This window comes from Clostridium sp. AM34-11AC (assembly GCF_003435375.1).
GTDB classification, from domain to species: Bacteria; Bacillota; Clostridia; order Lachnospirales; family Lachnospiraceae; genus Pilosibacter; species Pilosibacter fragilis.
This window is the reverse complement of the sequence record NZ_QWGL01000046.1, coordinates 1-15481: the sequence shown is the minus strand read 5'-3', so window position 1 is coordinate 15481 and position 15481 is coordinate 1. Positions and strand designations below refer to the sequence as shown.

The following is a 15481-nucleotide window of genomic DNA, read 5'->3' as shown; positions in this document are numbered from 1 at the left end:
TCTACTTTTTCTTGAAATACCCAAAACTCAGAAAGAACCGAAGGAACCCCATGTACAGCGTATTTTGTTGCCGTGTGCCCAGATCTGGCGTTTGATCTGCGCTATCCTGCGGTCAGCGCAGCAGACATATTTAGACTAACTTACTCAACAGCTTCTCTTTCCTATCGATCATCTCGTCGATCCTCTCGATATAGGAAGCTACATCCTTCACATTCTCCGCGCGTTCCAGACGGTTTTCCGCCGGGAACGTGACTTTCGTGGTGGTTCCGGCACCGCAGGCCACGATGGTCTGCTTTTCCTCCATAATGAGGATATTGTAGATACATGCTTTTCCGGGTGCCGCATAGCCGACATTCTCGAAATTTCCGGCCATATTCTTCTGACGGTACAGGTAATACGGTTCCAGACCCATCTCGCGGGCGTACTTCGCGGTGAGATCGATCATCTCCTGGGTATTCTGGATCTTTAAGTTCGCGTAGCGCTCCTTGAAGATATTCAGTCTCGCCGCGCGCTTGATGGCGAGAGAGTGGACCGTCACGCTGTCCGGGGCAAGTTCTCTGACCTGCTCCATGGTGCTGCGGACATCGTCGATATCTTCCTCCGGAAGTCCGATGATGAGGTCCATATTGATATTGTCAAAGCCAAGATCTCTTGCCATGCGGAATTTTTCCTTCACCATATCCACGGTGTGATGGCGTCCGATCAGATCCAGAGTTGCCTGCTTCATCGTCTGCGGATTGATGGAGATCCTGGAGATGGTGTGGGCACGGAGAACTTTGAACTTGTCTTCAGTGATGCTGTCCGGACGTCCGGCTTCCACAGTGAATTCCTGTACCTTTGAGAGGTCAAAGGTATTCTCGATCTTTGTGAGCAGGGCGTCCAGTTCCTCGGCCTTTAAGGATGTCGGAGTTCCGCCGCCAAAGTAGACCGTGTCGAGAGTACGTCCCTTCATCTTTTCTGCCACATAGTCTAATTCTTTAAACAGCGCTTCAAGATAGAGATGAACCTTCTTTTCCCATGCGCCGATCGGGTAGGAGGTGAAGGAACAGTAGAGGCAGGTGGTCGGACAGAACGGAATTCCCACATAGAGGCTGTATCCCGTCTCATAGTCGATATGGCTTAAGAGCTCCCGCTCCCGTTTCGCGACCTCCACACTTAAGTCGATCTTCTCTTTGCTTGTCAGGTACATGTCCCGCATGAAGGAACGGATGCTCTCCTCATTTTCGCCCTGATCAAGTCTCGTCATGGCGATCTTTGTCGGGCGGATACCGGTCAGGGTCCCCCAGGGGAGTTCTTTTCCCGTCCGCTTTTTTAACATGCCGTAAAGCTCTTTCTTGATCGTTGTCTTTGCGTTTAACCGCACATCGTAGTCGATCGGAAATACGGTCTCATCTGCGACAGTGTCCGCCGGATCCGTGATCTTCAAGCCAAATTTCGTCTCATCAGCGTTCTGTGTGCAGGTTCCCTCCACATAAAAATCCACGTCGTCCTGCTTCTCATGGACAAAAGTCTCACCCGGATAAAACGCCATCAAAAGCTCCCGGATATCCTGCTCATAAGCAGTATCGTTCAATAAAATTCCAATCATTCCATTGCCCCCGAAAGAGGATTATACTTCTTTTCAAAACCGATGGTAGTCGTGTCCATATGCCCCGGATAGACCATGGTGTCGTCCGGCAGTGTGGAGAGTAGACGTCTTACAGACTCGGCGATCTGGCGTCCGCTTCCCGTCGGGAAATCTGTGCGGCCGTAGGAGCCTGCAAACAGGGTATCTCCGGAGAAGAGAACAGATTCTTTTTCGATATAGTAACAGCAGGAACCGATGGTGTGTCCCGGTGTTTCAAATACTTTCCATGTAAATCCGGCGATGGAAAGCTCGTCACCCTCCTTCACCGTAATATCCGGTGTCAGCGTATATGGTTCCCTGTAGTAGCTGGATACAAGGCTTTTTCTGCTGTCTGAAAGCACCTCGATCTCCTTTTCACAGGCGTAGATCGGCACATGCCATGCTTCTTTCAATTCCTTTGCGGCCATCATGTGGTCGAAGTGACCGTGGGTCAGAAGGATCGCTTCTGGTTTTAACCCCAGAGATACTGCCATATTGGCGATCTGACCGGCGCCATCACCCGGATCGATAACGGCAGCTCGTTTTGTCTCATTATCATAGACCAGATAGCAGTTGGTTCCAACCATGCCGACTACCAGAGTCTTAATGCGAATTTCGCTCATATCTTACTTTTCCTCCATTTTTCCTGGCACAAAGCAGGGACTCCGGCCCTGTGCCGTGTACAGTAACGGAAATGTTTCTTTAAAATCCATGTATAAAAAGGTCTACCGTCCGTAACACCTCCGGCAGACCTTTTTCCGACTGCATTCGACCTGTTCTGTTTCAGAACAGCCGGCGGCAGACATTCATTTGAAATTGTAGTTATCAGCCTGTGGTTCTCTCAATATCCAGCACGCCGTCGATCTGGCGCAGCTTTGCCATCAGGTTGTTTAATTCTTCGATTCCATGGATATCGAAGCTCATGGTGATCGTCGCTTTGCCCTGCTTGTTCACGCGGGAGCTCATGGCCTTGATGTCGATCTCGCGCTCTGTAAAGATCTTGGAGATATCCACGAACATTCCGATCCGGTTGTTCGCGAAGATCGAGATCTCTGTGGAGTAGGTTGCGGCACTGTTGTCCTCCTCAACGCCCTGCCACTCTGCGTCGATCAGGCGGCTTCTCTCAATCTCCGGGAGATTTAAGACGTTGATACAGTCCGTTCTGTGGATCGTAATTCCGCGGCCTCTCGTCACGAAACCAACGATCTCGTCGCCCGGAACCGGGCTGCAGCACTTGGAGAAACGGACCGCAAGGTCATGGATTCCCTTTACGGTAATGCCGCTCTTTGATTTGCTGCCCTTGATCGGAACCACAGCAGGTTTGTTGTTGTCACCGATGGCATCAAGGATCGTCGCATCGGTCACTTCGCGTTTCAGCTTCTTTGTGCGCTCCTCGATCATCTTGTTGATGACCTGCCCCTCTTTTAATCCGCCGTGTCCGACGGATGCCAGAACGGAATCCCAGTCCTGAAAGGCGTAGCGCTTTAATACTTTATCCACAAACTCCGGCTTATTGATATCGGAGAAGTTGATCCCCTTTGCCTTACAGTAGCGGTCGATCATTTCGCGGCCTTTTAAGATATTGTCAGCCTTCCGCTCCTGCTTGAACCAGGCGTTGATCTTGTTTCTCGCCTGGCTGCTCTTGATGATATTTAACCAGTCACGGCTTGGTCCCTTGGAATTCTGGGATGTCATGATCTCGATCCGGTCACCGTTCTGGATCACATAGTCAATATTTACGAGCTTTCCGTTGACTCTCGCGCCCACCATCTTGTTTCCGACAGCCGTGTGGATCGAGTAAGCGAAGTCGATCGGTGTGGAGCCGCTTGGCAGTGCCTTTACGTCTCCGGTCGGTGTAAAACAGTACACGCTGTCGGAGAACATATCGAGGTCGCTCTTGATGGCATTTAAGAATTCCTTGTTGTCGGACATATCCTGCTGCCACTCAAGGATCTGGCGCAGCCAGCTTAACTTCTTCGCCTCATCACCGGCAGCAACCTGTCCGCTGCCGCTCTCTTTATATTTCCAGTGGGCGGCGATACCATATTCCGCTGTACGGTGCATCTCGAAGGTACGGATCTGGATCTCAAAGGGCTGGCCGTTTGTGCCGATCAGTGTCGTATGTAAGGACTGATACATATTCGGCTTCGGCATCGCGATATAATCTTTAAAACGGCCGGGGATCGGTTTGTACATCTCGTGGATCACACCCAGAGCCGCGTAACAGTCTTTTACGGAGTCCACGATGATGCGGACCGCGAAGATATCGTAGATCTGGTCCAGCGTCTTGTGCTGGTTTAACATCTTTTTATAAATACTGAAGAAGTGCTTGACGCGTCCGTTGACCTCGCACCTGATCTCAGCATGTTCCATGTGGGTCTTGATCTCGGCGATAATGTCATCGATGAATTTCTGGCGCGCTTCGCTTGTCAGGGCAATCTTTTCTTCCAGTTCTTTGTATACATTTGGCTCGAGATACCGTAACGCAAGGTCATCCAGTTCGATCTTGATCTTGGAAATACCGAGTCTGTCAGCAAGAGGGGAGTAGATCTCGATGGTCTCTCTCGCCTTCTCCTTCTGCTTTTCCGGGCGCATGTACTGAAGCGTCCGCATATTGTGGAGACGGTCCGCAAGCTTAATGATAATGACACGGATATCTTTTGCCATGGCGAGGAACATTTTTCTTAAGTTCTCCGCCTGCATTTCCACCTTATCCGCCGACCAGGATAACTGGGTCAGCTTTGTAACACCGTCGACTAAGAGGGCAACCTCTTTTCCGAATATCTCGGCGAGCTGTTCCTCTGTATATACGGTATCTTCCACCACGTCGTGGAGAAGTCCGGCTGCGATCGTCTCTTTATCCATCTCGAGATCCGCGAGGATGATCGCCACACAGAGCGGATGGATAATGTACGGTTCCCCGGATTTTCGCTTCTGGTCTTTATGGGCATTATCCGCAAGCTGATATGCCTTCTCGATCATGCTCAGATCATCGGACGGATGGTACTTTCTGATACTGGCAACAAGATCCCGGTAAAGAACATCAGGACTTGTGAAATCAGCAGGCGCTTCCAGCTCGCCTTCGATCGTTTTCAGTTTGTTTTCTTCCATAAAATCTCCCACCTTCATTTTTAGCGTACCATCCGGTCATGTCCGCCGCAGAAATCCGTCGTTTTCCCGGTATTTTCGACAAAAGCAGACACTCCTGAAATATATCAACCATTATAAAATTTTTTGGCATAAATTGCAATCGTTTTGTTGTGGTTTTAGACCGCTGCTTTCCGGAAGGATTCCCCGATGCGGGGACTCTTATACAGGGGCGTTCCGGATTCGGGATATAAAATGTTTATGACAGACATATCTTATTCTTATAGTGCTACCGTATTAAAGTAGTTGAACTTTAAAGGACAATGTATTATAATGCAAATATTAAAATTTTATAAATAAATTGGAAAGGGGTACTCCATTATGGATACAATGAGTCTCACAGCAAAGTATGAAGATGAAATGATTGCCATTCGCAGGCATATTCATAGACATCCGGAGCTTAGCAACAAGGAATATAAGACAACGGAGTTCATCCGCGAAAAACTGACGGAATACGGTGTGGAGATCGCTGAGATCGGGATGAAGACCGGCGTTGTTGCCGTTATCCGCGGCGGAAAACCGGGAAAAACCGTTGCGATCCGCGAGGATATCGACGCACTTCCGATGAAGGAACTCACAGGACTTCCGTTCGCCTCCGAGAATGATGGTGCCTGCCATTCCTGCGGACATGATATCCACACAACCGTGCTTCTCTACTGCGCGAAGGTATTATCAGAGATCCGTGAGGAGCTTGCCGGAACGGTCATGCTGATCTTCCAGCCGGCAGAAGAGCATATGGGAGCCGGAGAGCTTGTCGACTGCAATTTCACGCAGGTTGCGAAACCGGACGCATTTATCGGTCTCCACGTATCACCGGAGATCGATGCCGGAAGCATCGGATTAAAAAAGGGACCGGCAAACGCGTCCAATGATTTCTTTAATATCAAGATCAAAGGAAAGGGCGGACATGGCGCTCATCCGGAAAACTGCATCGATCCGGTCGTAATCTCCGGTTATGTGATCACACAGCTTCAGACCGTGATCTCCCGTGAAAACTATCCGGTATATCCGGGCGTTCTTACCATCGGCAGCATCCACGGCGGAACCGTAAACAATATCATCCCGGATTACGTGGAGATGCACGGAACACTGAGAAGCCTTGATCCGGACTGCCGCAAAAAAATGATGGCTGCCATCGACCGCGTCGTAAAAGGCTGTGCCGAGTCCATGAGAGGAACCGCGGAGGTCGAATGGGAAATCGGAGTTCCGCCGCTCGTAAATGATGATTCCATCATCGAGGCAGTTGCTGAGGCCGCTGCAAAGACCATCGGTACTGACCATGTTTCCTACGTGAAGAATCCGTCAATGGGTTCCGAGGACTTTTCTGTTCTCTTCCCGAAGTTCGGACCGGGCGCACAGTTCCGCTTAGGATCCGGAAATAACGAGGATCCGAATTCCAGACACGGCCTTCATAACTCTAAAAACGTATTCGATGAGAAGTGCATCCGCACAGGCGCATCCGTAATCATCCAGTACGCGAGAGATTTCTTAAGATAAAGGAGAATACTTATGGAAAACAACAAGAAAAAGCTGCAGATCCCAAGTACATGTGCACTGTTATTCATGCTCATGATCGTCTGCACCATCCTGACCTGGATCGTTCCGGCAGGTGAATTCGATACAGAGAAAGTGGGCGACTTAAACAAGGTTATCGCAGGTACCTATCACACCGTAGAAGCTTCCCCGGTCGGTCCGTGGGCAACTATCATGGCAGTCGTACAGGGATTCTACAAAGCCGCAAAGTTAATGGTCATGATCATGTTTGTCGGCGGTGCCGTTGAGATCCTTGAAAAGACAGGAGCGATCCACGCTGCCTTCGGAAAACTTGCTTCCAAGCAGAACTTAAATGTAAACGTACTTGTATTCTTAGTAATGGCATTCATGTCCATCGGCGGCGCAGCAGGCGTTTTCGCAAACCCGGTCGTTGCCCTGATCCCGATCGGAATCATTCTTGCAACAAACTTAGGATATGATTCCTTCACAGGCTTCCTGCTTGTATATATGGGCGCTTATTCCGGATTCAACGTAGGATGGGCGAACGCCTCCACTATCGGTACTGCACAGCCGATCGCGGAGCTCCCGATCTTCTCCGGTTTCAGTGTCCGTGTCGTATTAAACATCATCAACTTCGCGATCTGCTATTTCTTTACGATCCGTTACATGAAAACCATCAAGGCGGATCCGAAGAAGAGCTTAAACTATGAAGCTGGCATGAGTGTATCTGACAGCATGGGCGCAGGAAAAGATGGAGCGGAGGCGATCGAAGCACGTTTAACAACGAAGCACCTGATCAGCCTGATCGGTCTTGTCGTAGCGGTTGCGGCAATCCTGGTTGGCTCTGTAAAATATAAATGGAGCTATGATCAGATCGCAGCTACATTCTTTACACTTGCGGTTGTTGTTGGCCTTCTCAATGGTATGGGTATCAACGGAACAACGAAGGTATTTATCGGTGGCTGTTCCAAGATGGTAAACGCCGCGTTCATTGTCGGCTTCGCAAATGGTATTTCTGTGATCCTTGCAAGCGGAAACATCTTAAATACGATCGTTTACTGGCTGTCCATCCCGATGTCCGGAATGGGTTCCATCCTCGGAGCGAACTTCATGTTCGTTGCAAACCTGTTTATCAACCTTTTCATTCCGTCCGGTTCCGGACAGGCTGTAGCAGTTATGCCGCTTATGGTTCCGGTTGCTGATCTTGCAGGCATCACAAGACAGGTTGCTGTACAGGCATTCCAGTTCGGTGACGGTTTCTCTAACTGCCTCTTCCCGACAGCAGGTACTCTGATGGGTTCCCTCGCAATCGCAAAGACAGACTGGACAAAATACGCAAAGTGGCTTATGCCGCTCCTCGGATGTCAGGTGATCCTCTCATTCGCATCTTTAACGATCTTACAGAGCATCGGCTGGACCGGACTGTAGGAAGACGTATAAAAGGAAAAAGGACTTCCGTTTCCTGGCGGAGGTCCTTTTTCTATGCAGGCGGCTGATCCCGCCGCTCTTTTGTTACTGTTCACGCCTTGCGCAAACAGTAACTGATTTTGCCGATGCTTCGCATTCCAAATCGGCAAAATCCACTACCACCACTGTACTGTACGGAATTTTCAGCTCAGAAAATTCCTACCCGTGTACAGTAACGATCTTTTCGCTGAGGGATGGGAAAAACTCACAAAATAAGTTGACTTATCCATGTCCGAAAAATATAATACTTTTATTAAGGAAAGAAAAAACCCTTGAAAACCTAAGGCAATCAGCGTATTATGGTGAACGTAGGCGTGAAATTGCGCGATAAAGAGAGAAACAGAGGTAGCTTTATGGCATTAAAGAAAAAGCCGGTCACCGGCATGAAAGATATTCTCCCGGCAGAGATGCAGATCCGGGATTATGTGCTGAACCAGATCAAAGAGACTTACCGCGGCTTCGGATTCTCCGCGATCGAGACTCCATGCGTGGAGCACATTGAGAACCTCCTGAGCAAGCAGGGCGGCGACAATGAGAAGCTGATCTTCAAGATCTTAAAGCGCGGCGAGAAATTAAATATCGAGACAGCAGAGACGGAGAACGATCTGGCAGACGGCGGACTCCGCTATGATCTGACACTTCCGTTATCCAGATATTACTCCAACAACTCCGCAAACCTTCCGTCTCCGTTTAAGGCACTTCAGGTAGGCAGCGTATGGCGTGCAGACCGTCCGCAGAAGGGACGTTTCAGACAGTTCGTCCAGTGTGATATCGATATTCTCGGTGACGCAACGAATCAGGCCGAGATCGAGCTGATCCTCGCGACAACGACCGCGTTAAAGAAGATCTGCCCGGACAACAGCTTCGAGGTACGCGTCAACGACAGAAAGCTTCTCCGTGCGATGGCCGTATACAGCGGATTCCCGGAGGAAGATATCGATAAGGTATTCATCACCGTCGATAAAATGGACAAGATCGGTACAGATGGTGTAAAGGCAGAGCTTATGGAAAACGGCTACTCCGAGGAGACGGCCGATAAATACTTAGAGCTTATGGGGCAGGCAACAAACGATGCCTCAGGTGTCCGCCGTATGGGAGAGATCCTTGCGGGTGTGTTGGAGGACGGTGCAGCTGAGAATCTTGCACAGATCATGGAGACAGTCGGCGATGTTTCTGACGGAAGCTTCAAACTTGCGTTTGACCCGACCTTAGTCCGTGGAATGGGCTACTACACCGGAACCATCTTTGAAGTATCAATGGAAGGATTCGGCGGCTCCGTAGCGGGCGGCGGAAGATATGACAAGATGATCGGAAAGTTCACAGGAATGGATACACCGGCCTGTGGTTTCTCCATCGGCTTTGAGAGAATCGTTACGATCCTTTTAGACAACGGATTTACAGTTCCGGGCGGAAATGAGAAGGAAGCGTGGCTCTTCGAAAAGGGAATGAGCTCTGAGAAGCTTGCTTCCATTATGAAAGAGGCGATGACTGCCCGCAAGGAGGGAAAGATCGTCCTTGTAGCCCAGATGAACAAAAATAAGAAGTTCCAGAAGGAACAGCTCGGAAAAGAAGGCTACAGTGAGTTTAAGGAATTCTATAAAGAGGACTTAAAGCACTAAGACCGGGAAAAGGACAGCTTTATCTCAGTCGAGAAGACTCCCACCTCTTTTAAGTGGTGAGTAATCTCACGGATGTTCGACTTGAAATTACAATAACATTCAGCGGGTATGTTTTTAAATATTCCAGCTGTATCAGGAGGAAAATCATGGCAGAATCAATGGCAGGCTTAAAGCGTTCCTGCCGCTGTGCTGAAGTCACAGAGGCAAACGTAGGCCAGGAAATGACACTTATGGGATGGGTCCAGAAGAGCAGAAACAAAGGCGGTATTATCTTCACCGACCTTCGTGACCGTTCCGGAATCATCCAGATCATCTTTGAGGAGAGCGACTGCGGCGCTGAGAGCTTCGCAAAAGCTGAAAAATTAAGAAGTGAGTTTACAGTAGCGGTTGTCGGAACCATCGAAAAACGTTCCGGCGCGGCAAACCCGAATTTAAAGACAGGTACTATCGAGATGAGAGCGAAGTCCTTAAGAATTCTCTCCGAGTCCGAGGTACCGCCGTTCCCGATCGAGGAGAACAGCAAGACGAAGGAAGACCTTCGATTAAAATACCGTTATCTTGACCTCCGTCGTCCGGATCTCCAGAGAAACATCATGATAAGAAGCCGTGTGGCTACGATGGTCCGCCAGTTCTTAGCGGACGAAGGTTTCCTCGAGATCGAGACCCCGACTCTGATCAAGAGTACACCGGAAGGCGCAAGAGACTACCTTGTACCGAGCCGTGTGCATCCGGGCGAGTTCTATGCTCTTCCGCAGTCTCCGCAGTTATTAAAACAGCTGCTGATGTGTTCCGGTATGGACCGTTACTTCCAGCTCGCAAGATGCTACCGTGACGAGGACCTCCGTGCGGACCGTCAGCCGGAGTTCACACAGATCGATATGGAGTTATCCTTCGTGGATGTTGAGGATGTTCTCGAGGTCAACGAGAGACTCTTAAAGAAACTTTTCAAGGAGATCTGCAATTTTGACGTCCAGACTCCGATCCTCCGTATGACATGGCGCGAGGCTATGGACCGTTTCGGTTCCGATAAGCCGGATATGCGTTTTGGCATGGAATTAAAGAACGTATCTGATGTTGTAAAAGACTGCGAGTTCGTTGTATTCAAGAGCGCTCTTGAGAACGGCGGATCTGTCCGTGGTATCAACGCAGACGGACAGGCCGGTATGCCGAGAAAGAAGATCGACGCTCTCGTTGAGTACGCAAAGGGATTCGGTGCAAAGGGGCTTGCATACCTTGCGATCCATGAGGACGGTTCCTATAAGTGCTCCTTCGGAAAGTTCATGAAGCAGGAAGAACTGGATGCTCTTGTAAAAGCGATGGACGGTAAGCCGGGCGACCTTCTGTTCTTCGCGGCAGACAAAGATAAAGTCGTATTCGATGTATTAGGAAATCTCCGTCTTGAGATCGCAAGACAGTTAGACCTCTTAAAGAAAGACGATTTCAAGTTCCTCTGGGTAACAGAGTTCCCGCTCTTAGAGTACTCCGAGGAGGAGGGACGTTACGTCGCTATGCATCACCCATTCACAATGCCGATGGAGGAAGATCTCCCACTTATCGACACTGATCCGGGTGCAGTCCGCGCGAAAGCCTACGATATCGTATTAAACGGTACGGAGCTCGGCGGCGGATCCGTCCGTATCCATCAGGATGATATCCAGGAGAAGATGTTCGAAGTTCTTGGCTTCACAAAAGAGAGAGCAAGAGAGCAGTTCGGCTTCCTGCTTGACGCATTCAAGTACGGAGTACCGCCGCACGCTGGTCTCGCATACGGCCTCGACCGTGTCGTTATGCTTATGGTAGGTGCAGACAGCATCCGTGACGTAATTGCCTTCCCGAAGGTAAAAGACGCGTCCTGTCTTATGATGGAAGCTCCGGCACCGGTAGATCCGAAGCAGCTTGAGGATCTCGATATCGCGATCGTTGAGAAGAAGGACGAAGAATAAAGATAATAAAGAGACGCTGAATAATGGAAGCGCTGTGCAGAAAAACTGCGCGGACGCTTCCATTTGCTATATTGGAAACAAAGGGAGAGAAATATGAAAAAGGTATTGAAAATAACAGCAGTGACCACACTGCTGAGCCTGGGACTGGCATTTTCCTCATATGCCGGACAGTGGAAACAGGGAACTGGAGCAAATGCCGGTAAATGGTGGTATGACGAGGACAATGGCACCTACGCAACAAATGGATGGCGCTGGATCGATGGAGACGGGGATGGAATTGCGGAGAATTACTGCTTTGACCAGAGTGGATGGCTGTATGTGTCTACGGAGACACCAGATAAGAAGACGGTGGATGCCAATGGTGCACGAACACAGGATGGAAAAGTTGTTACGATGAATGTAAATTCCGGGGATACGACTTATACTGTGGATGGAACAGGGACACTGGAACCTAAAACATATAACGGAATAGAATTTAGTCTGGATAATTTAGGTTATAGTAACATGGCGATTGGAAGTATTATGTATCCGAAAGCGAACTCTGTTACAGCTGAACATATTTTGGAATACAAAAGATATTATGAAACCGGAACTGACAATTATTGGTTGGGAGCTAAGCAAAAGGAGCGCGTAAATGCTTTTATTTCAGAATGGAAAAGTAAAAATATTAATAATTCAATGACGGAGGATCAAAAGGCACGAAAGATTTACGATTGGCTTGTTGACAATGTGATATATGATGCGCAAGAAACGTATAATCAGTCATCTTATGGTGCGTTTATAGATAGACGATGTGTCTGTGGAGGTTTCGCAAATGCGTTTATGTCATTAGGAAAAGCTTGTGGACTTGATGTAAAATATGTATTTGAAATTGAGCATGCATTCAATATTGTTAAATTAGATGGGAAATGGTATGCAGTGGATGCAACAAAAAAATATTATAAAAATAAGGATACGTCGTCAGCTTACTATTATAAAGATATACCAGAAGGTGATAAATCTATAGAGGAAAAGGTGCAGAAAAGGGAAAATAAGGAATCTAAACGAATAGAAGAAATAAAAACAAGTAATGAAAAAAATATGGAGAGAGCTAAGAAAAACTTTGAAAGCGGCGCGGTATTCCAAGCAGATGATGAAAAGCTGATTCCATCGCTGTTACAATACATCAATGAACAGGTGAATACAAATGTAAAATCGAGTCAGCCTATTACTGCTGTTATATATACAGGGGGAAGAAATTTTCAGGAATTCAATAAACAGAGATTTTCGTATAATGGTTTTACAGGAAAACTTGATGAAGTTATAGAACATGAAATAATCGGTAAAACGATTAATGGCTATTACATAGGAAATTATTCCAATTGTGTAATTGATTATCAGAAAAATAAGGGAACAGATGGAACATCTATATTTGTGACAACATGGAAAGACAAAGACGGAAAAGATTATATAATCTTCAGAGTAGCACTCAATCCTAGAGACAGAGTGACGGCTTCAAAAGGAGAATAATACAGTTCTCCCGCCTTCATGAAACTGCCTTTGTGAAATGTTCGTGAACTTATAGAAATCCCACTTATTATCTGCTAAAATATAGCTGATGATAAGTGGGATTTTTATGCACACATGTATGATGCCGGTAGCACCGAATCGACTGGTTAATATCTCAAGTGTGTTGGAATACGCTTCTGTTCTTATCGGAGTGCATCAGGTAAAATATATGGAGGTACAGACAATGGATGCAGTAAAGATACTTATGGTTGACGACGAGGAGAGAATGAGAAAGCTCGTCAAAGACTTTTTAACCATCAAAGGATACCGTGTTCTAGAGGCGGGAGACGGCGAGCAGGCTATTGATATCTTCTTTAAGGAAAAGGATATCAGTCTCGTGATTCTGGATGTCATGATGCCGAAGATGGACGGTTGGGAGACATGCAAGACGATCCGACGCTACTCTCAGGTTCCGATCATTATGCTGACGGCGAGGAGTGAGGAGCGGGATGAGCTTCTTGGATTCGAACTCGGCGTTGACGAGTATATCACAAAACCGTTCAGTCCGAAGATCCTTGTGGCGAGAATTGAGGCAATCCTGCGTCGTGGCAGCGGTACATCAACGGGTGAGATTCTGGAGGCGGATGGAATCCGCGTGGATAAGGATGCCCACGAGGTGACTGTGGATGGAAGGCCGGTGGACTTAAGCAATAAGGAATTTGAACTCCTTACCTATTTTATGGAAAACAAAGGAATCGCCCTCTCAAGAGAAAAGATTCTGAATAATGTCTGGAATTACGACTATTTCGGAGATGCGAGAACCATCGACACCCACGTAAAGAAGCTGAGAAGTAAACTTGGTCCGAAAGGCGATAATATCAAGACTGTTTGGGGCATGGGATATAAACTCGAGGTGGATGGATGATGAAATCGATACGATCCAGACTAACGGTCACGTTTATTGGCCTGATCGCTGTGATCCTGGCAGTGATCTGGGGCGTCAATAAGTGGTATCTGGAAGATTTCTATGTAACAAAGAAGGTACAGGCGTTAAATGGTGCCTACGAGGCCATCGACTCCCGGATCGAGGAGAACAAGGAAAACGGTATTTCCATCGAAGACGCCATGAGAAGAGAAAAGGATGCTGACGGAAATATCACGGAAGGAAATTTGCAGCGCCTGATCCGGAATTTCAGCGACAGCGCCAATGTTTCTGTCCTGATCATTGACAACAGCACGGAGGATGCGACGGTCTATTCAACATCCCGTGATACGAAGTTTTTAAAGGACCGCATTGACCGCTATATTTTCGGCTGGGCAAAGGCCAAGTACACGATTCTGGAGGAAAACGACCAGTATAAGATCCAGAAAACATACGATCCTCAGCGGGAGAGCATGTACTTGGAGAGCTGGGGATTTTTCTCCGATAACAGCACTGCCTTTATCATGAGCGCACCGCTGTCAAGTATTGGTGAGAGTGTCCGCCTCGCGAATCAGTTTCTGCTCTATGTGGGAATGATCGCTGTATTGATCGGTGCTCTGGTCGTATATCTGGTGGCAAAACAGATCACAATGCCGATCTATAAGCTGTCGAACCTCTCAGAGCGCATGTCGGATCTCGATTTTAATGCGAGGTATGAGTCCGGAAAACATGATATGGAGGAGATACAGGTTTTAGGAAACAGCATGAACACGTTGTCCTCGCGTCTGGAGGAAACGATTTCAGAACTCAAGTCGGCGAACAACCAGCTCACAAAGGATATCGAGGAGAAGACAAAGATCGACGAGATGCGAAAAGAGTTCATTGCCAATGTCTCTCATGAGTTGAAGACTCCGATCGCCTTGATCCAGGGATACGCGGAGGGACTCCAGGAAGGCATGGGCGAGGAGAAGGAGAGCCGCGACTATTATTGTGATGTTATTGTTGATGAGGCCAACAAGATGAACAAGATGGTTAAGCAGCTTCTGACATTGTCTTCTCTGGAAAGCGGAAATGATAAGCCGGTGATGGATCGTTTCAATTTGACGGAACTGGTTCGCGGCGTTGTGAACGCGTCGAAGATCCTGCTCGAACAGAATGAGATTCAGGTGGATTTTGATGCTCAGACGCCGGTTTATGTATGGGCGGATGAATTTAAGATCGAGCAGGTAGTCACAAACTACCTGAGCAATGCAATCCACCATATCGATGGAGAGAAAAAGATCATTATCAAAATGCTTCCGGAAAACAACATCGTCCGTGTATCTGTCTTTAATACCGGAACCCCGATCCCTGAGGATGCGATTCCGAATCTCTGGACGAAGTTCTATAAGGTAGATAAGGCGAGAACCCGTGCCTACGGCGGAACCGGAATTGGTCTTTCTATTGTAAAAGCGATCATGGATGCCCACAACCAGCAGTATGGCGTGAAGAACTGGGAGAATGGTGTAGAGTTCTGGTTTACGCTTGACGGAAGTAATTCATAATATTATAGTAGAAACCCATTTGGAATATGGCAGGAGCAGCTTTTGACTGCTCCTGCTTTTTTCTCTTGCGGGACATGATGAAACATCATATTGCATTAATTGAATATATAATATACAATATATGGTACTTTGAGGCTGGACTTGTAATGATATCGCAAAACATGTAAAAAGAAATGAAAAAATATGTAAAAAACAGTTGACTTTTGTCCGGGGATTTGATATTATAATACTCGCCTTGAGCGACAGGGCAA

At 47.8% G+C, this 15481-nt stretch carries 10 protein-coding genes; 7 read left to right on the top strand and 3 right to left on the bottom strand.

The features are described 5' to 3' along the window. Nucleotides 1-130: 130 nt before the first annotated feature. From hemZ to DW826_RS16405, 3 genes are all read right to left on the bottom strand, one after another. Nucleotides 131-1588 (bottom strand): coproporphyrinogen dehydrogenase HemZ, encoded by a 1458-nt coding sequence (gene hemZ / locus DW826_RS16415; protein ID WP_117553243.1) that lies wholly within the window; start codon nt 1586-1588, stop codon nt 131-133. Next, a complete protein-coding gene (locus tag DW826_RS16410) occupies nt 1585-2229 on the bottom strand; it encodes an MBL fold metallo-hydrolase (protein ID WP_117553242.1) in 645 nt (214 codons plus the stop codon). Before DW826_RS16410 ends, hemZ begins: the two co-directional genes overlap by 4 nt. A 202-nt stretch (nt 2230-2431) precedes the next feature. Next, on the bottom strand, nt 2432-4717 hold the full coding sequence (locus DW826_RS16405; RefSeq protein WP_117553244.1) for a bifunctional (p)ppGpp synthetase/guanosine-3',5'-bis(diphosphate) 3'-pyrophosphohydrolase: 2286 nt from the start codon (nt 4715-4717) through the stop codon (nt 2432-2434). A 357-nt stretch (nt 4718-5074) separates the two neighbouring features. Between DW826_RS16405 and DW826_RS16400 the strand changes: the two genes are divergently transcribed. The 7 genes from DW826_RS16400 to DW826_RS16370 all read left to right on the top strand — a co-directional run bounded on the left by DW826_RS16400 (nt 5075) and on the right by DW826_RS16370 (nt 15230). Next, the gene (locus DW826_RS16400; RefSeq protein ID WP_117553241.1) at nt 5075-6250 is read left to right on the top strand and encodes a M20 family metallopeptidase; all 1176 of its coding nucleotides are present in this window, start codon (nt 5075-5077) and stop codon (nt 6248-6250) included. A 12-nt stretch (nt 6251-6262) separates the two neighbouring features. After that, complete coding sequence (locus DW826_RS16395; RefSeq protein ID WP_117553240.1) at nt 6263-7675, top strand: Na+/H+ antiporter NhaC family protein; 1413 nt, start codon at nt 6263-6265, stop codon at nt 7673-7675. 392 nt (nt 7676-8067) lie between these two features. Beyond that, nucleotides 8068-9333 carry a histidine--tRNA ligase gene (gene hisS, locus DW826_RS16390; RefSeq protein ID WP_015552566.1) on the top strand — a complete coding sequence of 422 codons (1266 nt, stop codon included), beginning with the start codon at nt 8068-8070 and terminating at the stop codon, nt 9331-9333. 146 nt (nt 9334-9479) lie between these two features. Then, nucleotides 9480-11276 (top strand): aspartate--tRNA ligase, encoded by a 1797-nt coding sequence (aspS, locus tag DW826_RS16385; protein WP_117553239.1) that lies wholly within the window; start codon nt 9480-9482, stop codon nt 11274-11276. Between the two features lie 93 nt (nt 11277-11369). Next, complete coding sequence (locus DW826_RS16380; protein ID WP_117553238.1) at nt 11370-12785, top strand: transglutaminase domain-containing protein; 1416 nt, start codon at nt 11370-11372, stop codon at nt 12783-12785. A 223-nt stretch (nt 12786-13008) separates the two neighbouring features. Then, a complete protein-coding gene (locus DW826_RS16375) occupies nt 13009-13689 on the top strand; it encodes a response regulator transcription factor (RefSeq protein WP_015552569.1) in 681 nt (226 codons plus the stop codon). Then, complete coding sequence (locus tag DW826_RS16370) at nt 13686-15230, top strand: HAMP domain-containing sensor histidine kinase (protein WP_117553237.1); 1545 nt, start codon at nt 13686-13688, stop codon at nt 15228-15230. Before DW826_RS16375 ends, DW826_RS16370 begins: the two co-directional genes overlap by 4 nt. The last annotated feature ends 251 nt before the right edge of the window (nt 15231-15481 follow it).

Bases quoted from the DNA above. Each gene is read 5' to 3' on its own strand.
- hemZ (WP_117553243.1), bottom strand. From the start codon at position 1,588: ATGATTGGAATTTTATTGAACGATACTGCTTATGAGCAGGATATCCGG.
- DW826_RS16410 (WP_117553242.1), bottom strand. From the start codon at position 2,229: ATGAGCGAAATTCGCATTAAGACTCTGGTAGTCGGCATGGTTGGAACC.
- DW826_RS16405 (WP_117553244.1), bottom strand. From the start codon at position 4,717: ATGGAAGAAAACAAACTGAAAACGATCGAAGGCGAGCTGGAAGCGCCT.
- DW826_RS16400 (WP_117553241.1), top strand. From the start codon at position 5,075: ATGGATACAATGAGTCTCACAGCAAAGTATGAAGATGAAATGATTGCC.
- DW826_RS16395 (WP_117553240.1), top strand. From the start codon at position 6,263: ATGGAAAACAACAAGAAAAAGCTGCAGATCCCAAGTACATGTGCACTG.
- hisS (WP_015552566.1), top strand. From the start codon at position 8,068: ATGGCATTAAAGAAAAAGCCGGTCACCGGCATGAAAGATATTCTCCCG.
- aspS (WP_117553239.1), top strand. From the start codon at position 9,480: ATGGCAGAATCAATGGCAGGCTTAAAGCGTTCCTGCCGCTGTGCTGAA.
- DW826_RS16380 (WP_117553238.1), top strand. From the start codon at position 11,370: ATGAAAAAGGTATTGAAAATAACAGCAGTGACCACACTGCTGAGCCTG.
- DW826_RS16375 (WP_015552569.1), top strand. From the start codon at position 13,009: ATGGATGCAGTAAAGATACTTATGGTTGACGACGAGGAGAGAATGAGA.
- DW826_RS16370 (WP_117553237.1), top strand. From the start codon at position 13,686: ATGATGAAATCGATACGATCCAGACTAACGGTCACGTTTATTGGCCTG.